This is a genomic window from Photobacterium makurazakiensis (assembly GCF_050336715.1).
Taxonomy (GTDB): Bacteria; Pseudomonadota; Gammaproteobacteria; order Enterobacterales; family Vibrionaceae; genus Photobacterium; species Photobacterium makurazakiensis.
This window is the reverse complement of record NZ_JAKJSJ010000011.1, coordinates 184,937-208,120: the sequence shown is the minus strand read 5'-3', so window position 1 is coordinate 208,120 and position 23,184 is coordinate 184,937. Positions and strand designations below refer to the sequence as shown.

The window sequence follows — 23,184 nt, the reverse complement described above, 5'->3', positions numbered from 1 at the left end:
CGCCAGATTAGGAACTTGATATAAAAAACAGCAATTAATGCTTTGGTTTTTTTGAGGATAAGCTGGCGCAGATCTCATCATGGAGCGGGAGCAAGAGCTTCCCTAAGAAGAGTCCGAATATATTAGCGCAAACCAACCCCCGTCATCGCAAATTACCCTTGCAGTAACGAGGCGGACCATACATTTTTGTATGCGTTGGTTTTGACGTACAGCTCTCGTTACTTAAGTTGCTCATATGGCAAGCCGACATATTGCTCGGCAATCGTGATCTTTCCTGCAGGCGTATTGAGGAAGTAGTCTAGCTCTGACGTCATTAAGCGGCTGAAGATGGCTGAGTCATTATCATCCACTTTGAGTTGTTCGAAGTCATGCAGCATGTTGGTCATCCACCAAGAGAAACGCTCACCATGCCAGACTCTGCGTAGGCAAATATCAGAGTATTGCTCGATGCATGCCATGTCATCATTCTTATAGACTTGGGTTAATACTTGATAGAGCGTTGCCACATCTGAAGCGGCGAGGTTTAGCCCTTTTGCTCCTGTTGGTGGAACAATATGGGCAGCATCACCAACCAAGAATAAACGGCCATATTGCATTGGTTCACATACAAATGAGCGCAATGGTGCAATGCTCTTTTCAATGCTTGGGCCGGTTTGCAAACGTTGGGCAGCATCTTCTGGTAAGCGTTTTTTTAATTCATCCCAAAAACGGTCATCACTCCACTCTTCCACTTTATCTGTGAGGGGGACTTGCAGGTAATAGCGCGAGCGGGTTGCAGAGCGTTGGCTAGCAAGTGCGAAGCCTCTTGAGTGTTTACAGTAAATAAGCTCATCATCGACAGGTGGCGTATCACTGAGTAGCCCTAGCCACCCAAATGGATAAACGCGTTCATACTCTTTACGAACAGTATTCGGGATGGTTGGGCGTGAAACGCCATGGAAACCATCACAACCAGCAATAAAGTCACAGTTCACTTGATATTGTTGGCCGTTATGTTCAAAGCATACCGCAGGAGTTGATGAATCAGCGTTGGCAATCTCAGATACAGGGGCATTGTAGAAGGTTAGCAGTCCAGCCTTATTTCGTGCATCCATTAAGTCGCGAGTAATTTCTGTTTGACCATAACACGTAACTACTTTCCCGCCAGTGAGTTGTTTTAAGTCAATTCGAGTACCCTCACCATTCACACTGATCTGGAAGCCATCATGAGTATGGCCTTCATTATTCATTCGTTCGGCACAGCCTGCTTCATGGATCAAGTCAACAAAGCCTTGTTCGAGAATACCTGCTCTGATCCTAGAAAGAACATGTTCAGAAGACGAACGTTCAATCACGATATTATCGATGCCTTGCTTTGCTAATAACTGGCCTAGCAGTAGTCCAGAAGGGCCTGAACCAATAATCGCAACCTGGGTAGTAATGACTTCCATATCTATGCTCCTAGCATGCTTTTGATGTAACCATTTTGTTAAATAACTGTGATCTTGACCATTCACATAATTGGCAAATTCTTGTACTTTTTATTCAATGTTGAATCTTGATGGGTATATCAATGCAGAGTGAGGCGGTAATTCCCCAGTTCTTCCTATATGGTGAAGAGAGTGATAGTGATGATTCTGAATTCGTGCATATAGAATCCATCGCTGCTAGAAGTGAAAATCGAGGGTGGAAGATAAAACCGCACCGTCATGGCAGGTTATTTCAGCTCTTGATTATACATGCCGGAAAAGCTGAAGTTGTTATAGATAACAATGAATTAGTGGTTGTTGGTGAAGGGGCGGTAGTGATCCCTGCGGATGTGGTACATGGCTTTGTTTTTACGCCAGAAACGCAAGGTTACGTGCTAACGATTGCTGAACCACTGATCAATCAGTCAACGGCATCAAGAGCGATAGCTTATTTCAACTCTGTTACCCAAACACCACGTGTAATACAACTTTCTACGGCGTCTGTTTTTTCAGCGCAGCTACAGACTTATTGCAATTTATTGTCACTAGAGTCTAATGCTGGTCATTCAGGAAAACGGCATATGGTTGAGTGGCTTGCCAAGATGGTATTAATAAGCTTGTATCGTGAGATTGAGCATTATCACAATGAGCAAATAACATCGGCGCGACTGAATTCAGGCTATTACTCTTTTCAACAACTAGTAGAGAAACACTTTCGCCAGCAGTGGAGTGTGAGCCAGTATGCCCAGTCGTTGAAGATCTCGGTTTCAACATTGAACCGTCTTTGCCAGAAAGAAAAAAGCGTCGGTGCAAAGCAAATTATTTCAGAGCGGTTATTTGTCGAGGCAAAGCGAAGTCTTCTTTATACCCAAATAAATATTGATCAGGTGGCTTATAACCTGGGGTTTGATGATCCTGCCTACTTTTCACGTTTCTTTAAGAAACAATCAGGATTAAGCCCGAAAGCGTTCCGCGAGCTTAATCCATTTGAGACGCAGTTTTAGAAGATATCGAGATCATTACCAACTACAACATTCCCATTGTAATTAGCTTGTACTTCTTCTAACACCGAGTCGACTGAAGCGCTGTAATGCAGAATATGACTAAGGACAAGTAGCTTAGGTTTGGCAACATTGGCTATCTTGGCCAACTCGCCAGTTTTAGTGTGGCTAGTAGAATGATATTTTTGCCAAAATGGCGACAGTTTTGATAGCCCCTGCTCGCTGATCACTTCATGCACTAAAATATCAGCCCCCTTGGCTATTTTCTTCATATCTTTGGAATATGCAGTATCACCGCTGATCACTACGACTTTATCGGGTGTTGTCACTTTATAGCCAAAGGCGGGTCGGATATCACCATGAGGTACTCGGAAGGCCTCAATAGTGACGCCGTCTTTGTTATAGACCAGATTACTTTCTGAATACTCAGTAACGTTCACCTGATAAAGTGTTGGATTTTTGACTGGTTGTTTACCACTGGTACGTAAGCCAATATCAACAGACAACATATCATAGTAACCCGTGACAAATTTCTCGGTTCCAATCGGACCGTAAACGGAAAGCTTTTCGTCACGTCGCCACCAGTAAGTCGCCGCAAGCTCAGAAAGGTCGAGAATATGATCGCTGTGTAGATGGGTCAGAAAAACATGCTGAATATTGGTTGGGTACAATGCTGTAATGCCCTTTATTTGAGCGGCTTCAATTGCACGTTGTACCATGCCTCCCCCAGCATCAAACACAAAAGCGGTATCGTTATAAACAACCGCAGTTGATGGGCCAGAACGAGCAGCGTCTGGCACTGGGGTGCCAGTACCAAGTAAGATAACGTCTGTTTTTGCAGCAGCAGTAAATGACAGTAATAAACTCACGATCAGGGTCATTGCACGCACGAGTGTACGCGAAGTAAAACATTTCATAGTTTTCTCCGTTAGGGGATAGAAACGAATTTTACGAGGAAGCCCCACCACCAGAATAGGCAGCGGGGCTGAGGGTTATAGCAGCCCGAGCGCCAGTGACGGGAAGCCAATAATCAGTAAGAGGCGCGCCACATCAGATAACACAAAGGGGAATACACCTTTGAACATATCTTTAATGGAGACACCGGGAGCAAGCGACTTGATCACAAACACATTCATGCCGACAGGCGGAGTGATAAGGCCAAGCTCAACCGTAATTACCGCGACAATACCGAACCAAATTGGGTCAAATCCAGCAGCTTCAATCAGCGGGTAAACAACAGGAACGGTGAGTAGTAGCATGGCGATACTGTCCATCACACAACCTAGCAGCACAAAGAGTAGCAGTACGGCAAACAGCACCATGTATGGGGAAAGCTGTAAGCTATCGACAAAATCGACAAGCGAGTAAGAAATACGTGATACCGAGAGGAAATAACCGAATATTTCAGCACCAATGATCATAAAGAAAATCATCGATGAAATGGCCAGTGTTTCTTCAATTGACTCGAGAAACTGTTTCCAAGTCATACCACGGAAAAGCGCGATGAAGAATGTGCCTGCTGCACCCACGGCAGCCGCTTCTGTAGGGGTAAATAAACCGAAGTAAATTCCACAAATAATGAAAGCAAAAATCCCAGTAAAAGGAACTAAGCCTTTTAGCCCTTTTATCTTTTCAATGAATGTGGTTTTCTGACCCGGCGCGGCAAGATCTGGGTATAACCAAACTGTAATCGCAATGGTCGCGCAGTATAGGAATAATCCGAGTAAACCTGGGATAACACCTGCGATAAACATATCACCAACAGATTGCTCTGTGATCAGTGCATAAAGTAGCAGGGCAATTGAAGGGGGGATCATGATCCCCAATGTACCACCAGCCGCAAGTGTGCCCGTAGCCAACGACATGGCATAACCGTTCTTTTCCATTTCAGGTAACGCGACGCGAGACATACTGGCCGCCGTTGCGAGTGAAGAACCTGATATGGCAGAGAAGACCCCGCACGATGTTACTGCCGCTAAGGCCATACCGCCACGCCAGCGTCCGAACAGGGTTCTCGCCCCGTTAAAAAGCTCTTGTGACATTTGTGCTTTTGAAGCAAATACCCCCATTAAAATAAACATAGGAATAGGGCTATAGCTGTAGTTAGAAAGGGTTTCGAATGGGCCACTGTCGAGAATAGCCACGGCGGATGGAAAGGCGACAATTGATCCAAAGCCGACAAATCCGGTAATAGCCATAGAAAGAGCAATCGGTGCCCGAAAGGCTATCATGACCAACATCAAACCAATACAGATTAAGCCAATAGTTGAAGAATCCATTATGCCAGTTCTCCTTTTTGCGGTTCGCTCGGCGGGTTGCTGATGTCAGCTGTTGACGATGCTTGCTCAGCACTGCTTGTTGATTCCACAGTGTTGTTTTCGTGCATGATTAATTCGATTGCAATGATCAGAGATCGCAGAGCAAGCAATGTGGTTGCGATCAATACAATGGAATACAGGTAATGCATTGGGATCAGGAGATCTTGTGTTGTTTCTCCGGTCATCTTGGCAGAGCCGATAGCTTCATAGAAACGTACTGACATACCTGCGCCAAGGAGTGAAAACCCGAGGGTATAAAAAGCCTCAAGATATACCTTCAATCGCTGGTTCATTTTTTCTGTAAACAGGTCGACAATGACCTGAGATTTACTTACCGAGTGAGGCAAGGTGAAGAGTATGGAAAATAATAAGCCATACTTAATTAGCTCCACCCCTCCGACAAAAGTGAAATCAACACTGCCGTTTGAAAAGTTAAAAATGGCACGAGCGACCACATCACCCAGCGTGATAAACATCATTGAAACGAGAATGGCACCACTGATGAGGTGCAATCCATAAGCACTGCGATTAATTAGGCTGATGATTCCATTCATAATCTATCTTCCTTATATTTGAGGCTCGAGTTCATTAACTACATGTCGAAGATAATTCCATCGCACGCTTATAGACACTGCGGCCAGGTAGTCCTTTAGACTCAAGCTCAGATAGGTAATTCTCGGTCACTTGCTCGAAAATAGGTTGCCAAGTTGCTTGGTTGCTTGAGGCATTGACTTTATAGATGTTGTGGTTCGCTGCTTTCGCATCTGCTAGCCCTTCACGATCCAAGCGGTCAAAGACAGTTGCAGCAATATTTGACCATTTCTCACCAGAGTTTTTATCGATCACGGCTTTGAGTTCATCATCAAGCTTGTTGTAGACGCTAGTGTTCATGGTGACCAAGAAGGCCAGCGAGTAAAGCCCGCCGACTTCAGTGTGATTGTCGGCTAATTCGTTAAGTTTGAAGCCTTTTGCGCCTTCCCACGGCAGTGCAACACCATCGATTACGCCACGCTGAAGAGATTGGTAAGACTGTGGGGCAGGCATGCCGACAGGCAACGCGCCGAGCTCTTCAAGTAGGCTACCAACGACAGCTGTTGGGCGACGAATTCGAAGACCTTCTAAGTCGGAAGGCTCTTCAATCGTTTTGCCTTTAACATGAAGGACACCAGGGCCGTGGGTAAACATGAACAGTGGCTTGGAATCTTTATATTCGTTACCGAATGCGTTTTCGTCATAGAGTTTTTGAATAACACATGAGCCTTGGGTTGCATTTTGTACCACCCCTGGTAGCTCGACAACTTGAGTAAGTGGAAAGCGATTTGCGGAATAGCCTTGAACTGTCGCGGTAACATCCAAAATACGGTGTTTCACGGCGTCATACTGCGCTGGTGGCTTGGCTAGCATAGAAGCGGGATAAAGCTCAACTCTGATACGGCCATTTGAGTCGGCTTCAATTTCGTCAGCCCAAGCCTGATAAATCTCTTTGTGGATATCAGACACCGCAGGCCAGAAGTGACCGAAGCGCAAGGTAACATCAGCCGCTAAAGCATTTGAACTTAGAAGTAGGGTAGTAAGAGCGGCGGTAGCTGATTTTTTTAATATTGATTTCATATATAAACGTCCAGTTGTTTATGTGGATTAAAACTCTTCTGTGTCTATCTCTTGTTGTGTTGTTTCGTTGTAGCGTGGACCAAAAACGGTGCGTTGATTCATGACGCGGTTCAGCGCATCAAGGGTAGTACTGTCCAGTTGTAGGTTACCGGCTTGGAAATTTTCAATCAGGTGTGAGGTACTTGTTGTTCCCGGTAGTGCAATGACGTTCTCGCCTTGGGCTATCACCCAAGCAAGTGTCAGCTGCGCCAGTGAAACGGGCGTAGAACCGGGCTGTACAGAGGCCGCAGAAACTTCATAAAGCTGATCAATTAAGGTTAGGTTGTTGGCGTAGTTTTCTTTGGTAAAGCGCGGCATAGCACGGCGGATATCGTTAGCGGCAAAGTTCTCTGTCGTACGAATCTTACCGGTCAGAGCACCTCGTCCTAATGGACTGAATGCCACCATAGCGGTACCGAGTTGCTGACATTTTTCCAGTAGGGCAATTTCAGGATTGCGTGTCCATAACGAATACTCTGATTGTACCGCTGCTATAGAGTGAACCTTGTGCGCCTTTTCCAGCGTAGTAGCAGAGACTTCTGATAAACCTATTTCACGTATTTTACCTTCATCGACTAAGCGAGAAAGCGCACCAATGCTGTCCTCTATTGGAACCGATTTATCCCAGCGGTGAAGATAGTAAAGGTCAATGACATCAGTATTTAATCGACGCAGGCTGTCTTCACAGGTTTGGCGGATTGATTCAGGGCGGCCATCAATGGCTTTTTTGCCATCAGATCCTTTGAACATACCGCATTTGCTTGCAAGTAAGTATTCATTACGGCGATGACCAACCGCTTTTGCTAATAGGGATTCGTTTGAGCCAAACCCATACAATGCGGCGGTATCAAGCATTGCATAACCTTGATCAAGCGCTTGATTCAATAAGGCTACCGATTGCTTTTCCGGCGGAGGATTACCGTAAGCATGCGATACATTCATACACCCGAAGGCGACAGGTGGGGTGGTGAATTGTCCAATACGTCGCTTATTCATGGTGGTTCCTACTCTTGCTCTAGTTGTTGTTCGATACGATGTAACGTTTCCATTGCGGGTAAGCATTGCGCGACACTTGAGTTAGGCTCTTTACCTGCTTTAATCGCCTCGAAGAACTCGCGATCAATCAGTTCAATGCCATTGTTAGAAATAGCGACACCACTTAAATCGATAGGTTTTTCGTTACCATCAAACAAATCGTCATAACGGGCAATGAAAGTGCCTTCGTCACAGATATAGCGGAAGAAGGTGCCGAATGGGCCGTCATTATTAAATGACAGTGAGAGTGTACAGAGCGCACCTGATGGCACTTTCATACCGATACTCATGTCCATGGCAATACCTAACTCTGGGTGGATAGGCCCTTGCATGGCCTGAACCTGTGAAGCTGTTTCGCCTGTCTGGTACTGGAATAAATCGACAGTATGGCAAGCGTGGTGCCAAAGTAGGTGATCGGTCCAGGTACGAGGCTCGCCTTTGGCATTAGTGTTAGTGCGGCGAAAGAAATAGGTTTGAACATCCATTTGCTGGATGTTTAACTCACCAGCCTGAATTTTATTGTGGATCCACTGATGGCTAGGGTTAAAGCGTCGGGTATGTCCGGCCATGGCAACCAACCCTGTTGATTGCTGAATATCGACAAATCTGCGGGCATCATCAATATTGTCAGCCATTGGGATTTCAACTAAAACGTGTTTGCCAGCCTCAAGACATTGTATAGCTTGGCTCGCATGCATTTGAGTTGGAGTGGCAAGGATCACCGCATCGACGTTTTCGAGCGCCAATGCTTGTTGCAGTTCGTTGGTCAGCAAAGGCGGGGTGCTGTACTGCTCAGCGATATGCTGCAGACGGTCTAGATTTGGGTCAACCAATGCGGCAACACTGACACCTTCAATGCTGTTTATAGCATCCAAGTGCTTAGTACCAAATGCCCCTGAGGCACCAACGACACATACATTCATAACATTATCCTTAAGTTATCAATTTAATAACTAGCGAGTTAATCGCTGTGATTCCAATTCGTTTAGCAGCGTGTCAGCAAGGCCCGCAAAATCTTCATTACCAGGGGTTAAAGAGCAATCACCGATCAGTTGTTGCCAATCTGTTGTGGCTTTTGCCATACCGTTATTGAGTCCTAGTTGTTCGACCGTTAGGGCAACTTCACGCATTTCTGCGGCTCGGCGTACGCCATGTAGCATCATTCTTTCTAGGTTATAGCCTGCTTTTTCATACCAGCTAAATTCTGGATAACTATTATCTAGTGAGGCCAATATTCGGGTATCAATATTGGCTTTTCTGGCGGCTAGCAGGCATTCTGCCGTTAACGCTTCAAGCCCCTTGACCATAATGCTGCGGATCATCTTTACCGACGAAGCGACGCCTATATCACCTTCGATGGTTTGAGCATTCATTCCCAAAGCGTCAAAAAGAGGTAAAGCTTGCTCTGCAAACTGGCCGCAAATCAATAATGGCGTGCGATGAAGCTTCGGGTGTACTGGCGACATGATGGCAACATCGACATACATTCCCCCTGCCGCGTTGATGAGAGCTGCATTGCTTTTTTTAGTCTCTGGCGCACAGGAATTACAGTCAAAATAGAATTGCCCCGGTTGAATTATTTTTGCCGCTGCAGAAGCGGCGTGACTCGCCTGATCGGCGGTAACCAAAGAGAAAATAACCTGTGCACTGTCAATGGCTTCATGAAGGCTGAAGCAACCTTGAACATCATGTTGGATGTAGTTTTGTAACTTTTCTTTGCGAAGACTTAGGTGATTTGTCTTTTGATCATAGGCTGTTATCACAGGCGGCGTTAAATCAGACCACCCTGTCAGAAATGCTTTTGCTGCCTCACCAAAGCCGATAAATGCAAGCCGAGAAACTTTTGCCATAACGCGTCCTTTGCGGAGTACTTAACATCAAATGTTAAAACGATGTAAATTTAGATTCTGAATTTAGCACTGCGCAAAACAAAGCGTAAATTGAAAAAAAACAGGGGCTATTCATTTTTTGAATAGCACTGCCTTTTTATTGCACCCCAGAAAGCTCCAATCCTTTATCTCTTAAAAGATGAATAAAGTGCTCTTGGATTGTGGTTGCCTGCCAATTTTTCCGAAGGGTAATACCGATAGGTCGCTCTTGGTTTGCGAGGGGGAAAGGGATGACTGCAAGCTTATCTTCCTCAAGCTCTCGGTAAGCTTGGTGCTTCGAGAGCATGGCAAGTTTGTCGCTGCCTAATAGCAGCTCTCGAATAAGTGCTTGGGAGCTTGCTTCTATAATTTGATTTGGTTTATCGCAATTATTCTCTGTAAAAATGTTATCGAACATCTGTCGAGCTGGTGTGCTTTGTCTTGGCACTATCCAGCTTTGTGCCGCCAGCTCTTGAAGAGAAAGATTGTCTTTAGTGATGAGCGGGTGTTCTTTTCTAACTAAGATACTGTTGGGTGACGCAAATAAGGTTTCTTGCTTAATATCACAAACTGGGGTCGGAAAGCGTAACGCGCCGATTAATACATCAATCTCGCCATTACGTAGGTGGTAGAGCAAGTCATGATAGGGACCATCAATGATGTGGATCGTGCAATCAGGGTATCGCGCGGTAAACTCATTAATTGCGTCTGGTAGAATACACGTTCTCGCTAATGGCATACTACCAATAACGATACTGCCAGAGCTGACGTTGTTGTTTATTTGTATTTCATCAAGTCCTTGCTTGATCTCGCTGAAAGCCAGTTTGGTTGCACGAACCAATGATTGCCCAGCTTTGCTTATACAGATACCGATACTGGTTTTTTCAAATAGAACAAGATCAAGACAGCCTTCTAATTCACGCGAGGCACGGTAGAGTGATGATTGAGATACGCCAATACGACGGCCAGCTTCGGTGTAATTTTGTGCCTCGGAAACGGCGAGTAACGCACGCAGCTGGGTTGTGGTTACAGCAATCGCTCGGCTATTGGTAAGCAGTTTTTTACCACCTTTACCAATTCTTACTGCATCTTTGATCCCTGTATGAATTTGTTCAAGAGCACGTTTTACCCGGAATGAAAAATCTTCCCCTGCTTTGGTGAGGTACATTCCGTCAGAGCGTCTTTCAAATAGCGTTGTCTTAATATTTTTCTCTAATTTTGAAATTGCTTGAGTGATCGCGGGTTGAGATAAATAAATACGTTCAGAGGCTTTGCTTATACTCTGGGTATTAGCAACTTCAATAAAAGCATTTAAATGCCGTAGGTTTGGTATATCAATCATCAAGTTCTCCTTAACTATCAAATTAACTCGACTATACCAAAAACGAATACGGTAAATTGAAAATGAAATGTTAAATTTTCAATACTGTGATAACTATCAAAAAGGTATTTATTAACTTTCTGGTCACACCAGCAATTTATTTACGCTATTGATGCGTGCAGGTTCATATGAGTATTTTTATGAGCTGGTATTAATGAAAAGACATTATTATTGGGCTGAGAGTGATTTCGATTTTGGGGTGAAARCCATTTTAAATTACTGTGTTTTCACCTATATCAATAGCTTAGATAATAATTTGAATTGTGTGTTGTTACCGTTTGATGATGAGTTAAACCAATGATAGCAAGCAGGGTAATATAATGGCATTCACAGAGGTTGGGTTTCTTATACGGGCGTACCTTGAGTTAAAAATCTTACTATTATCTGTCAAATGAATGACTTGGTTAACCCTGATGGAGGTTCTTCCTTTCACGATAAAAATACCCATCAAGAGCCTCTCTATATCAATAATGAATACTCCTTGCACTATATCAATTACAGCCAGCAAACAATCAATGCTAATGTTTTGACAATGTTAATAGGAGGTAACACGCTGTGAATATTATTAAAACATTAGTACTGGCTTTGTCGTTGGGAACGGTAACGAGTACTTACGCAAAAGATATTTCCATTACAATTGGTCATGTAGACTCACAAGATTGGACAATTTCCAAAAAAGGTGCGGCAACTCAAGTGTTTAAGAACCTTGTAGAAGCTGAATCAGGCGGTCGAATTAAAGTAAATGTTTACCCTGCGGGCCAACTTGGAGGAGAAACTGAACTGGTTCAATCTGCCCAAGAAGGCATGTTAACCATGGCAATGGTGTCGGGGCCTTTCGCTAAGGTATGTAAAGAAGCTGCCGTTTTAGAGATCCCATACCTTTTCCCTTCAGCACCTGTCGCATGGGATGTACTTGATGGTGAATTTGGCAAGAAACTCAGTGAGCACTGCCTGAAAACAACGGGCTTACGTACACTCGCATACGGTGAAACAGGTTTCCGTCACTTCACGAACTCCAAGCGTACCATTACCTCACCTGAGAACTTAAATGGCTTAAAAATCCGCGTAATGACACTGCCATTGTACATTGAAATGATGAAATCAATGGGGGCCGAGCCAACGCCAATTGCTTTCCCTGAAGTACCAACAGCACTGACTACCGGTGTGATTGATGGGCAAGAAAACCCGATCAGTGTTATTACGGCAAATAAGTTTTATGAATTTCAAAAGTACATTACGCTAGACGGCCACGTATATAGTACTGATTTTTTATTAATGAATGACCACTTTTATACTTCGCTGTCAGCTGATGATAAAGCCATTATTGATCGTGCTGCAAAAGTTGCGGGAACAGTAGGGCGTGCAATTCAACAAGTTAATTCAGCTCAAGGCCTAGAAGTACTATCAAAGAATGGTATGGAAATTACGACGCTTAATAATGAGCAGCTAGAGAAGTTTAGGAATGCTTCGCAGCCAACCATTATCGAGTGGCTGAATAAGTCTATTGATTCTAAATGGGTTGTAGACGCACAAGCCGCAGTTTCTAAATCAGCGGCAAAAATTTAAGTGAAATAATTAGGTACCTTTTTATAACATGAATATCTATAACATAAATATATATGACATAAACAGGTACCTAAAACCTTGCCGTTATCGGGGTGGTTATGATCGAAAATTATAGGAAAGTACTTCTGGCATTAACGGGGTTATCGTTGTTCAACCTGTTTGTGATTATGCTAACTGCGAGTATAAGTCGTTATTTTTTCAATTATTCAATAATGTGGAGTGAAGAGCTGGCGAAATATTCGATGATCTACGGTGTTATGTTCGGGATGATTGTTTGTTATCTGGATGGCTCTCATATTAAGTTCTCTGTGCTTAATGGAAGAATTAGCCAGAGTCTACAAAGAAAGCTCGATATTATCACTGATATTTCAGTACTCGCTTGTGGTGTTATTTTAACATGGTCAGGGTATTTGTTTACTGAACGAAGAGGGGGAATTATGTCACCCGGTACAGGTGTCGAAATGTATTTCTTCCAGTCTGCGATTGTTATTGGTGGGGCTGGGTTAGTCATTGCGGCCATACTTCGTCTTTTTCATTACCGACATAAAGCCGTAGTTCATACGACGTATTTACAAGAATAAAATTATTAAAGGGATTTAGTATGTTTTCTTTGGCTATTTTATCTTTCTTTTTGATCCTCGGCATTCCGCTTGTTTTTGCAATTATTATGTCGATGTCACTTTATATTACAGAAACACCTATTTCGATAAGCTTGATTGGACAACGAATTTTTGGCGGTCTTGATTCATTCTCTATCTTGGCGATCCCCTTATTTGTTCTAGCCGGCGAGCTAATGAATAAGAGTGGAATCACGAACAGAATTATTACTTTTGCTAACTCGCTGGTGGGGGCGTTTCGAGGTGGGTTAGCCCAAGTTAACATTTGGTCATCTGTAATGTTTGCTGGCCTGTCAGGATCCGCTGTGGCAGATACCTCAGCCTTGGGGCGAGTGTTTATCCCTGAAATGGAAAAAGAAGGGTATTCACGTGAGTTTTCTTCGGCTCTAACTGCTGCTTCATCGGTTATTGGCCCGATGATCCCACCCAGTATTCCGGTCATTATCTATGCGCTGATAGCCAGCGGAGTATCTGTTCCTGCGTTGTTCTTGGCAGGTATTGTCCCTGGTGTATTGTCTGCGGTTTGCCTGTCGGTTTATGTGTACTTCTATGCAACTCGAAATAAAAATATTAAGTGCACCACGGTAAAACCAAGTTTAAAAGAAAGGCTTAGCGCATTCATTAGTGCAATCGTGCCGCTTACTATGCCTGTTTTTATTATTGGCGCTATCTTGATGGGGATAGTCACACCGACTGAAGCAGCGGCGTTTGCGGCATTTTATGCGCTGATCATAGGAATGTTTATCTTCAGAACCTTGAAGATTAAAGATTTGCCTTCAGTGTTTATTACTTCAATGCGTGACTCCTCGATTGTATTGATCTTGATTGCTGTTGTATCGGTTGCTAACTGGCTGCTGACATTTTCGCAAGTTCCTCAAATGATCAGTCAGCAGGTACTGGATAATATAACCAATCCAATTGTCTTTTTGTTGTTGGTTAACCTTATCTTGCTGTGTGTGGGTTTGTTCTTAGAAGGCATTGCCGCAATGCTTATCTTGATCCCGATCCTTCACCCAATAGCGATGAGTTTTGGAATTGATCCAGTTCATTTTGGGGTAATTGTTATCTTCAACTTGATGATTGGCTTGATCACACCACCAATGGGTATGTGTTTGTTCGTGGCCAATACGATTTCTAAAGTTGGAATTGCATCCATTTCACGGCAGGTTATACCGTTATTTGCACTTGAAGTTGTCGTACTGATGTTTATTACGTTTGTTCCTAGTTCAGTATTGATGCTGCCGAGATTATTTGGCTATTAACGGTCTTAAAAATACTGGTTAATATTTGGCTTAATATTGTGAAAGACAATTAAATAGAAAGGGAAAATTGAGTGTCTATTATAAGCATACTGCTTCCAATTATTATCTTAATTGCTATTGGTTACTACACAGTTCATGTTGGTTTCTTTAGCAAGACATTTATTAATGAATGCAGTGTGTTTGTGCTATACATTTCAATGCCATCGATAATTATTGTTAATATTATTCAAATGGACTTTTTTACGGGGTTAAATGTTAACTACTTGACGGTATACACCCTAACGGGGTTAACCGCTATGTTGATCGGCATGGTAGGTAGCCGGTTGATATTTAACCATAGCTGGGGAAACACTGCGGTTAATAGTTTAGGTTGTGGCATGCCAAATAGTGCTTTTATTGGGCTTCCGATTGCTATGCAAGTGTTTGATAGTAGTGTCGTTGAAGCCTTTTTAATGTGCATCCTAATTGAAAACCTTATTTTGATCCCCTTATCGCTCGTGTTTATCGAGTCGACAAACGTAGAGGAAAAATTGAATGCGAGAAAGACTTTCATTGCAATAACCTCACGAATGCTGAAAAGTCCGATTATTATTGCAATAATTATTGGCGTATCTATTAACCTCTTTACTCTGACGGTACCGAGTTTTCTGGTTGAAACCCTATCAATTCTGTCAAAAACCTCGATGGGATTAGCGTTGTTTGTTATTGGTGGAGCATTAGCTCACTCAAAAATATTGGATGATCTTAACCGAACACTCTTTATATCTTCCGTAAAATTGATTGTTTGTCCTGTATTAGCGATTACATTTACGTTGTTTCTACCGTTAGATGATGATTTAAAACTGGCAATCATTATATTTACAGCAGCACCAATGATGAGCATTTATCCAGTTATTGGCGGGAAATATGGCCAGCAAGTATTTTGTGCCAGCACCTTACTTATTACAACGATTTTATCGAGTGTAACGATTACATCAATTATATATTTTTATAGTTTATATATGGGAGGGTTTTCATCTTAAATATTATTTCTCCTCATACTTTATACGCTTATAAATAACATGAAATTTTTATTGAAAGTCAGTTAATGGAATAAAATAATGACTAAATTAAATATTGCCGTCGCGGGCGCCGGCTTGATTGGTAAAACACACCTGAAGCTTATTCATGAGAGTGAAGAATGTGATATTTCGGCAATTGTGGACCCTTCCCCACAAGCCAGTCAACTTGCTGAGCAATATAATGTTCCTCTCTATTCAAGCTTGAATGAATTATTCGAAACAAATAAACCCGACGGTATTATCCTCGCAACGCCAAATAGCTTACATGCAGAGCAAGCTTTGCAGTGTATTCATGAAAATGTACCAGCTATTGTAGAAAAGCCAGTAACGGAATCAATTGAAGATGGTGAACGGGTCTACCTTGAGTCACAACGCTTCAATAGCAAGATCTTGGTTGGCCACCATCGAGCTTATAGCCCGATTTTAGAGACAGCAAAGCAGGTTATTGATAGTAATGAGCTAGGAAATATTGTTGCCATTATTGGCAGTGCGGTTTTCTATAAACCGGATAACTATTTTGAAATGGGTGAATGGCGCACTAAAAAGGGAGGCGGTCCAATCCTCATCAATATGATCCATGAAATAGGCAATTTACGTTACCTTCTTGGTGATATCAGCGGTGTTCAAGCCATTAGTTCTAATACTACGCGTCAATTTGAAGTAGAAGACACTGCAGCGATAACCTTGAAGTTCGCGAGTGGTGCATTGGGAACCTTCTTGTTGTCAGACGCCGCAAGTAGCCCAAAAAGCTGGGAGCAGACGTCTGAAGAAAATAAATCTTATGCTGCTTACTCAGATGAAGATTGTTATCACATTGCCGGAACACATGGTTCGTTGTCTATTCCAACGATGCGGTTGAAGTCATATTCCAAGGGGCAGGAACAATCTTGGTGGGAGCCGCTTAAGCAGTCGGTAGTGGATATGAAACGTGAAGATCCGCTCAAACTTCAGCTTAGGCATTTTTGCGATTTAATTAAGAACGATGTTGAACCAAGAGTCAGTATAAAAGATGGTCTGCAAAACCTGATTGTCGTTGATGCAATTATCAAAGCTTGTGAGACATCGGAATATATTGAAATAAAACAAGCTTAATACACCTGAAAATTCGCTGGCAGTAATGGATATATAAAAGGTATTACAATGAAGTATTCAATCGCGACTGTTTGCCTTTCTGGCAACCTTGCTGAAAAAATGGAAGCTGCACATAAAGCTGGATTCCATGGTATTGAAATTTTTGAACAGGATTTAACGAAGTTTACTGGCACTCCCTCTGATGTAAGGCGCATGGCAGCTGATTATGGATTAGAGATCCTTGCCCTGCAGCCATTTAGGGATATGGAAGGCATGCCTGCGCCATTACGCCAGCAAAAGTACGACATGTTGCAGAAAAAAATGGCGCTAGCTCATGAGCTTGGTACCAAACGTATGATGATGTGCAGTAACGTTCAACCTTATGCTTCATCAGACTTACACCAATGTGCTGAAGATTTGTATACCGCCGCAGAATTGGCCAAGCAAGAGAATATGATGCTGGGCTACGAAGCATTGGCGTGGGGGCGGCATATTGCTGACTATGATGATGCTTGGGAATTAGTGAAGCTCGTTAATCACGATAACCTAGGTATTGTGCTAGACACTTTCCATATGTTTGCCCGAGGCAATACGCTCGATACATTGAAAAATGATATTCCTCTGGACAAAATTGCCTTGGTTCAGGTTGCCGATGCACCTAAGCTGAATATGGATGTATTGCAATATAGCCGCCATTTCCGCTGCTTCCCTGGTCAAGGGGACTTGCCTGTGGTGGAGTTCTTGCAGGCATTGAAAGCGAAAGGCTTCGACGACTATCTTTCTCATGAGATTTTCAATGATGAGTTTAGGGCGTCATCGCCATATGAAAAAGCGGTTGATGGTATTCGCTCGCTCAAATGGTTGGAAGATCAGGCCAAAGAGAAAAAGCATACCCCGCCGGAAGTGACTGATATTGAGTTTATTGAGTTTTCAGTTGCTGATAAGGCCGAGAATCCGGTTGTGAAAGTGCTGACATCACTGGGCTTTGAAACCACGCATGTGCATAAATCGAAAGATGTTGAGCTAATGAAAAAAGGCAATGTAAACATTGTCTTGAATAAAGAACGAAACAGCAATGCCCATGATTTCTTGAATAAGCACGGTGAGTCGGTGTGCGCCATTGGTCTGTTATCAAAAGATAGCACCAAGAGCATGGCTTTTGCCCAGCGCTACCATTCTGACGTGATTTTAGAGGCCAACGTTGATACCGAGCTGAGTATACCGGCTGCAGTGGGGGCGGGTGATACGCTGGTATATTTCCTTGATGAGAATTCACCACTTAAGTTCTATGAAGCAGATTTCGAGCCGCTAAGTGACTTAGATTATAAAGATGATGATAACTTGATCCGTATTGATCACGTTGGTCAAACGGTATCGAATACCGAAATGCTCTCGACTATATTCTTCTACAAGTCGATGTTCGGGTTTGACACCGAGCAGAGCTACGACTTGCCAGATACCAATGGCTTGATCACTAGCCGGACCGTTACCAGCCCAAACAATAAAGTGAAGATCGCCCTCAACACCACCAATGCATCACAGACGTCATCGCAGCACTTCTTGAAGCAGTCGAATGGGGCGAGCGTAAATCAGATTGCATTTGAATGCCGCGATATTTTTGCTGAGGCCGAGAAGGTCGATAAAGCTTATCTGTTAGATATTCCGGCTAACTACTATCGTGATTTAGAAGCCCGATTCGGCTTGTCGGAAGAACTACTGGAAAAGCTGGCAAGCAACAATATTATGTATGATCAGGACGAAAAGGGGGCCTTTTTCCACTTCTATACCCAAGAGATCAACGGCATCTTCTTTGAAATGGTTCAACGTGTCGGTGACTACTGCCGTTACGGCGAAGAAAATGCCTTTATTCGTTTATCGGCCCAGTCGATGGCAAGGATGGCGAACTAACGTATTTGTTTGCTCGTGTGTATATCGTTTTGGCAGCACTAGTGTGCTGCTTTTTTTTGTTGGCGATATATACCAAGTTCCTTGGTGTTCATATTAGTTCGTTTTGTACCTTAGACTCATGCAGGGCATAAACTAGCTAGAGGCTATTTCTAATATCGCCCTCTAAGGTTCAAAAGTATGCAGAATTGTGATTGCAGGCGTTAATCAATATAAATGCCCATAAGTATAACTAGAAGTTTTAGTTTTTAGCCGGTAGGTTGGATTATTAAATAAATTGGGCTATTGGCTAACTTGGTAAGAGCTGAATTTGGCTGTCAATCTTGATTGCGCATCTTTTATTTAAGATATAAGCTGAGTGGAATTTACCTTTCATAATTATACTAGCGGAAACAAAACCATTAGAGACCGTAAATGAAAATAACTATAGTGCAAGCTGATGTAGTGTATAAAAATAAAAAAGAGAACATATCAAAGCTATCATCTATGTTAGCGAACGCCGAAGAAGTCGGAGACCTAACATTGTTGCCGGAAATGTTTTCTACAGGCTATATATTCTCTAAGCCAAGTGAAATACATAACTTGAGCGAGGACTATTCAAACAGTGAAACAATTGATGCGATACGATTACTTGCGAAAGAATACGATACTACATTCGTAGCAGGTATCGCAGAGCAGCACGATGGAAAATATTACAACAGTGTTGCGGTGATAAGTGAAAGCGGTTTACTTCATCGCTATAGAAAGATCAGTCAAAACCCAATTGATCAGAAGTATTTCTCTCGTGGCGAAAGTACTTTAAGTTTTAAACATAAAGGGTTAGTTTTTGGTATTGCGATATGTTTTGATATTTGGTTCCCTGAAATAATTCGAGCTTATACGAAAGAAAATATAGACGTTCTTCTTCACCCGGCTAACTTTGGTGGGCAACAAAGTTTACATTTTTCTAAGTTAAGGGCGCTTGAAAATAGCTTCTATGTGGTTACATGCAATAGAGTTGGAAAAGATGTAACGAAAGAATTAACGGGTCAGTATTGTGGTTCAAGTTGTGTATTCAATCCTGCGGGTGAATTAGTTGAACAATTTGGTACCGCTTCTTCAGTGCAAACCATTGAAATAACAAATAGCAAGCCAGCGCCTCAATTAATTGGCATTTCATTGAACGATGAGATCGAAACAATTAAAGAGATAATATAGCCCGCCCCATCAAGCATCTTGCATAATGTTTGATGGGGTACGCCGAATTTTATTTCATTTTTTATTTCATCAACAGCGAACGAATAGCCAATTCATAGCCTTTGGTGCCAAAACCAATGAGTGTGCCTGCTGCTACTGGTGAGACATAGGAGTGGTGACGGAAAGGCTCTCTGGCATGAACATTAGAGATATGAACTTCAATTACTGGCACTTCAATGCCTTTAATTGCATCGTGAAGAGCAATAGATGTGTGGGTGTAAGCGCCGGGATTGATCACTACGCCAAGCAGTGTACCTTGCTTGAATTTTTCGTTGGCTTCATGAAGAGAATCAAGAAGAACGCCTTCATGATTCGACTGACGAAAATCAATGGTGTAGTCGTATTGCTGGGCAACGACCTTACAGTTCTCTTCAACATCGTGCAGGGTTTCATTGCCATATTGCTCAGGCTCACGTGTGCCAAGCAGATTAAGGTTAGGGCCGTTCAAGACCATGATTTCAGACATAATTGTTCCTAAATTAGTGTTGGGCCACAAGGCGAGAATAACAGGTTTGGCGATATCCATTAATGGTATCTATATCGAGTTTGGTGTCATTGAAGAGCTCGTAGGCATCAATCGCTTGATAGAAAAATAAGTTAAAGCCAGATAGGGTATTTAATCCCGCTTGTTTAGATAAAGTAAGGAATGTTGTTTCTAGCGGTGTATATACCGCATCGAAAGCCCAATATTGACGACCAAGCCAATCTTTGTCGATTACACAGCCCGGGGTTGAATAATGGCCAATTGGAGTGCAGTTAATGATACCTTCCGCGTTTTTGGCATAATGCTCGAGGGTTGATTGGGACAAAGCCTGCGCATTAAAACCGCTGTGTATTAACTCTTTAGCTAACGATTCTGCTCGCTGCTGGTTAATGTCATACACCGCAATCTCCTCAGCACCGAGTTCACCGAGAGCAAAAGCGATGGCCTTACCGACGCCGCCTGTCCCAAACAGGGTGACCTTGCCAGGTTTTCGGGTGGAGAATTTATTCTTGTAGGCTTTCATGAACCCGGTGTAATCAGTGTTGTAAGCTCGCGTTCCCTCTTCTGAGAAGATCAGAGTATTTGCAGCAAGGGTTTTTTGGACTGATGCATCCAACGTATCTGATACCAGCAGCGCACACTCCTTGTACGGGTAAGTTACATTAACCCCTCGGTGCTTAGAGTTTTTCAGTTTATTGATTTGAGCGATAAAGTCATCTTTGTCGCCTGAGTTTATTGGTGATAAGTCATAGGTTAATTTAATACCTTTGAGTTCAGCCAAGTGATTATAAAAACCTGGGGAACCTGACTTATCAATATTTGCGCCTACAAGAGATAACTTCTTCATTATGTACCCTTCTGATCCACACCAACATTCTATTAATCAAGGATCTGCTCGATTTGGTCTAGTGTCTCCATGGCGGGTAAACACTGAGCAACACTTGAGTTTGGCTCTCGGCCAGTCTTGATAGCATCAAAGAATTCTCGGTCGATGAGCTCAATGCCATTGTTAGAGATTGCAACATCGCTGAGATCGATAGGGTTTTCATTACCGTCAAATAGATCGTCGTAACGGGCGATATAAGTCCCTTCATCACAGATATAGCGGAAAAAGGTACCGAAAGGACCATCATTATTAAATGAGAGCGAGAGGGTGCAAAGTGCACCAGATGGCACCTTCATACCGATGCTCATATCCATGGCGATGCCTAGATCTGGGTGGATAGGACCTTGCATGGCCTGAACCTTAGACGCTTGTTCACCTGTCTGATATTGGAATAGGTCGACCGTATGGCAAGCGTGGTGCCAAAGCAGGTGATCAGTCCACGTACGAGGCTCGCCTTTGGCATTGGTATTCGTGCGGCGGAAGAAATAGGTTTGCACGTCCATCTGCTGAATATTCAGCTCACCAGCCTGAATTTTATTGTGGATCCATTGGTGGCTAGGGTTGAAGCGACGGGTGTGCCCTGCCATGGCAACCAGTCCGGTTGATTGTTGGATATCCACTAAGCGGCGGGCGTCAATAATATTGTCTGCCATTGGGATCTCTACCAGCACATGTTTACCGGCTTCAAGGCACTGGATGGCTTGGCTGGCATGCATTTGTGTCGGGGTCGCGAGGATCACCGCATCAACATTTTCAAGTGCGAGAGCTTGTTCCAGTTCGTTAGTAATATAAGGAGCGGTGTCATACTGCATGGCAATTTGTTGTAGCTTATCCAGCTGTGTATCAACCAAGGCAGCGACCTTAACACCTTGAATATTGCCGATGGCTTCTAAGTGTTTGGTGCCAAATGCGCCTGAGGCTCCGACAATACATACATTCATAATACAGCTCCCTTGCTAGTCATTGAATTATTCCCTATTGCGTCTGGAATAGGTTAAATGCGATTTGTTATTTTTGTGTAACTTTAATGGGCCTAATTTATCAGTTGTATAACGAAAACGATAATTGATTAATTCGAGCGGTCATTCATTTTTTGAATAGACCTTTCTCTGATAACAAATAATGATTTTAATATTTACTTTTTCCAATGGTGCGAGTGTAACTTTATGAAAATTAATTAAATCAATCTGTTTATGGTTAATTGTTTTCCTTGGTGTATCGAGCCTGTAATTCAGTGCTGATGTCTTGCTATATCAAAAATCAATATCATTACTTTAAATTGGAATGGTRAAAATGATGGCAGCTATGAATACTGTGAACTGTAAATTGAAAACAATTTAGTAACATAATTATTTCAAGCAGGATGCCTAGTATGATTATCGACTGTCATGGACATTACACCACAACCCCTCCTCAAGTAGGCGATTACCGAGAGTCGCAAAAAGCTGCGCTAGCACAAAACCCGAACCATATTGGTAGTAAGGGACAAATCCATATTACCGACGATGAAATTCGTGAAAGTATTGATAATAATCAGCTGCGTTTACAAAAAGAGCGCGGCACTGAYTTGACGATTTTCTCGCCTCGAGCAAGCTGGATGGGACACCATATTGGTAATGAACATACCAGTCGTTTTTGGACCGAGCATCAAAATGATTTGATCCGCCGTGTTTGTGATCTATATCCGAACAATTTTGCGCCTGTTGCGCAGCTGCCCCAGTCCCCGGGTGTATCGCCTGAAAAATCAGTTGCAGAGCTAGTTCGTTGCGTGGAAGAAATGGGCTTTATTGGCTGTAACCTGAACCCTGATACGACAGGTGGATTTTGGAAAGATGCTTCACTGGGCGATCGTTCTTTTTATCCACTTTACGAGAAGATGGTTGAACTTGATGTACCCGCGATGATCCATGTCAGTGCCGCGTGTAACGACTGTTTCCATACCACGAGTTCACATTATCTTGGCGCTGATACCACTGCCTTCCAGCAACTGATGATGTCAGATGTATTTAAAGATTTTCCAGAATTGAAAATTATCATTCCTCACGGCGGCGGCGCAGTGCCGTACCACTGGGGACGCTTCCGTGGAATTGCCCAAGATATGGGATTGCCACCACTGGAAGAGCTGGTTTTGAAAAATATCTATTTCGATACCTGCGTTTATCACCAAAAAGGGATTGATCTGCTGCTTGATATCTTGCCGACAGAAAACATTTTGTTCGCCTCTGAAATGATTGGTGCGGTTCGTGGTATCGACCCAGAAACTGGGCACTATTTTGATGATACCAAGCGTTATATCGATGCGAATACCAAATTAACGAGTGAAGAAAAATCATTGATTTTCGAAGGCAATGCTCGTCGTGTCTTTAGCCGCCTAAATATTGCATAAACAAGTATC

The 23,184-nt window shown here is 43.0% G+C and carries 21 protein-coding genes; 9 read left to right on the top strand and 12 right to left on the bottom strand.

Going from position 1 to position 23,184, the window contains the following annotated elements:
* Window positions 1-218 precede the first annotated feature (218 nt).
* Window positions 219-1,430: a 4-hydroxybenzoate 3-monooxygenase gene (pobA, locus tag L4D09_RS04535; RefSeq protein ID WP_428456306.1), complete on the bottom strand. Its 1,212-nt coding sequence runs from the start codon at window positions 1,428-1,430 to the stop codon at window positions 219-221.
* Window positions 1,431-1,552: 122 nt separating this feature from the next.
* Between pobA and L4D09_RS04530 the strand changes: the two genes are divergently transcribed.
* Window positions 1,553-2,452, top strand: a complete 900-nt coding sequence (locus L4D09_RS04530; RefSeq protein ID WP_428456305.1) for a helix-turn-helix domain-containing protein — start codon at window positions 1,553-1,555, stop codon at window positions 2,450-2,452.
* On the opposite strand, the gene L4D09_RS04525 is transcribed toward L4D09_RS04530, so the two are convergent.
* From L4D09_RS04525 to L4D09_RS04490, 8 genes are all read right to left on the bottom strand, one after another.
* The gene (locus L4D09_RS04525) at window positions 2,449-3,366 is read right to left on the bottom strand and encodes an MBL fold metallo-hydrolase (RefSeq protein WP_428456304.1); all 918 of its coding nucleotides are present in this window, start codon (window positions 3,364-3,366) and stop codon (window positions 2,449-2,451) included. The genes L4D09_RS04530 and L4D09_RS04525 overlap by 4 nt on opposite strands.
* 75 nt (window positions 3,367-3,441) lie before the next feature.
* Window positions 3,442-4,728, bottom strand: coding sequence for a TRAP transporter large permease (locus L4D09_RS04520; RefSeq protein WP_428456303.1), 1,287 nt, complete (start codon window positions 4,726-4,728; stop codon window positions 3,442-3,444).
* Window positions 4,728-5,321 carry a TRAP transporter small permease gene (locus tag L4D09_RS04515; RefSeq protein ID WP_428456302.1) on the bottom strand — a complete coding sequence of 198 codons (594 nt, stop codon included), beginning with the start codon at window positions 5,319-5,321 and terminating at the stop codon, window positions 4,728-4,730. The genes L4D09_RS04520 and L4D09_RS04515 overlap by 1 nt, the downstream gene beginning before the upstream one ends.
* Before the next feature lie 34 nt (window positions 5,322-5,355).
* Window positions 5,356-6,378, bottom strand: coding sequence for a TRAP transporter substrate-binding protein (locus L4D09_RS04510; protein WP_428456301.1), 1,023 nt, complete (start codon window positions 6,376-6,378; stop codon window positions 5,356-5,358).
* Between the two features lie 27 nt (window positions 6,379-6,405).
* Window positions 6,406-7,413 (bottom strand): aldo/keto reductase, encoded by a 1,008-nt coding sequence (locus tag L4D09_RS04505; protein ID WP_428456300.1) that lies wholly within the window; start codon window positions 7,411-7,413, stop codon window positions 6,406-6,408.
* 8 nt (window positions 7,414-7,421) lie between these two features.
* On the bottom strand, window positions 7,422-8,375 hold the full coding sequence (locus L4D09_RS04500; RefSeq protein WP_428456299.1) for a Gfo/Idh/MocA family oxidoreductase: 954 nt from the start codon (window positions 8,373-8,375) through the stop codon (window positions 7,422-7,424).
* A 30-nt stretch (window positions 8,376-8,405) separates the two neighbouring features.
* On the bottom strand, window positions 8,406-9,302 hold the full coding sequence (locus L4D09_RS04495) for an NAD(P)-dependent oxidoreductase (RefSeq protein WP_428456298.1): 897 nt from the start codon (window positions 9,300-9,302) through the stop codon (window positions 8,406-8,408).
* A gap of 136 nt (window positions 9,303-9,438) precedes the next feature.
* Window positions 9,439-10,662, bottom strand: a complete 1,224-nt coding sequence (locus tag L4D09_RS04490) for a LysR family transcriptional regulator (RefSeq protein ID WP_428456297.1) — start codon at window positions 10,660-10,662, stop codon at window positions 9,439-9,441.
* A 594-nt stretch (window positions 10,663-11,256) separates the two neighbouring features.
* On the opposite strand from L4D09_RS04490, the gene L4D09_RS04485 reads away from it, so the two are divergent.
* The 7 genes from L4D09_RS04485 to L4D09_RS04455 all read left to right on the top strand — a co-directional run bounded on the left by L4D09_RS04485 (window position 11,257) and on the right by L4D09_RS04455 (window position 19,380).
* Complete coding sequence (locus L4D09_RS04485) at window positions 11,257-12,267, top strand: DctP family TRAP transporter solute-binding subunit (RefSeq protein ID WP_428456296.1); 1,011 nt, start codon at window positions 11,257-11,259, stop codon at window positions 12,265-12,267.
* Window positions 12,268-12,365: 98 nt separating this feature from the next.
* On the top strand, window positions 12,366-12,848 hold the full coding sequence (locus L4D09_RS04480) for a TRAP transporter small permease (protein WP_428456295.1): 483 nt from the start codon (window positions 12,366-12,368) through the stop codon (window positions 12,846-12,848).
* 20 nt (window positions 12,849-12,868) lie between these two features.
* On the top strand, window positions 12,869-14,146 hold the full coding sequence (locus L4D09_RS04475; protein WP_428456294.1) for a TRAP transporter large permease: 1,278 nt from the start codon (window positions 12,869-12,871) through the stop codon (window positions 14,144-14,146).
* 71 nt (window positions 14,147-14,217) lie between these two features.
* Window positions 14,218-15,168 carry an AEC family transporter gene (locus L4D09_RS04470; RefSeq protein WP_428456293.1) on the top strand — a complete coding sequence of 317 codons (951 nt, stop codon included), beginning with the start codon at window positions 14,218-14,220 and terminating at the stop codon, window positions 15,166-15,168.
* Between the two features lie 78 nt (window positions 15,169-15,246).
* A complete protein-coding gene (locus L4D09_RS04465) occupies window positions 15,247-16,299 on the top strand; it encodes a Gfo/Idh/MocA family protein (protein WP_428456292.1) in 1,053 nt (350 codons plus the stop codon).
* Window positions 16,300-16,347: 48 nt separating this feature from the next.
* Window positions 16,348-18,186: a bifunctional sugar phosphate isomerase/epimerase/4-hydroxyphenylpyruvate dioxygenase family protein gene (locus L4D09_RS04460; RefSeq protein WP_428456291.1), complete on the top strand. Its 1,839-nt coding sequence runs from the start codon at window positions 16,348-16,350 to the stop codon at window positions 18,184-18,186.
* A 411-nt stretch (window positions 18,187-18,597) separates the two neighbouring features.
* Window positions 18,598-19,380, top strand: coding sequence for a carbon-nitrogen hydrolase family protein (locus L4D09_RS04455; protein ID WP_428456290.1), 783 nt, complete (start codon window positions 18,598-18,600; stop codon window positions 19,378-19,380).
* Between the two features lie 61 nt (window positions 19,381-19,441).
* On the opposite strand, the gene aroQ is transcribed toward L4D09_RS04455, so the two are convergent.
* From aroQ to L4D09_RS04440, 3 genes are read right to left on the bottom strand one after another with little or no spacing between them, the layout of a single operon-like run.
* On the bottom strand, window positions 19,442-19,885 hold the full coding sequence (gene aroQ / locus L4D09_RS04450) for a type II 3-dehydroquinate dehydratase (RefSeq protein WP_428456289.1): 444 nt from the start codon (window positions 19,883-19,885) through the stop codon (window positions 19,442-19,444).
* 13 nt (window positions 19,886-19,898) lie between these two features.
* Window positions 19,899-20,750, bottom strand: a complete 852-nt coding sequence (locus L4D09_RS04445) for a shikimate dehydrogenase family protein (RefSeq protein ID WP_428456288.1) — start codon at window positions 20,748-20,750, stop codon at window positions 19,899-19,901.
* A 32-nt stretch (window positions 20,751-20,782) separates the two neighbouring features.
* Window positions 20,783-21,730 (bottom strand): Gfo/Idh/MocA family oxidoreductase, encoded by a 948-nt coding sequence (locus L4D09_RS04440; protein WP_428456287.1) that lies wholly within the window; start codon window positions 21,728-21,730, stop codon window positions 20,783-20,785.
* Window positions 21,731-22,161: 431 nt separating this feature from the next.
* On the opposite strand from L4D09_RS04440, the gene L4D09_RS04435 reads away from it, so the two are divergent.
* On the top strand, window positions 22,162-23,175 hold the full coding sequence (locus tag L4D09_RS04435; protein WP_428456286.1) for an amidohydrolase family protein: 1,014 nt from the start codon (window positions 22,162-22,164) through the stop codon (window positions 23,173-23,175).
* The last annotated feature ends 9 nt before the right edge of the window (window positions 23,176-23,184 follow it).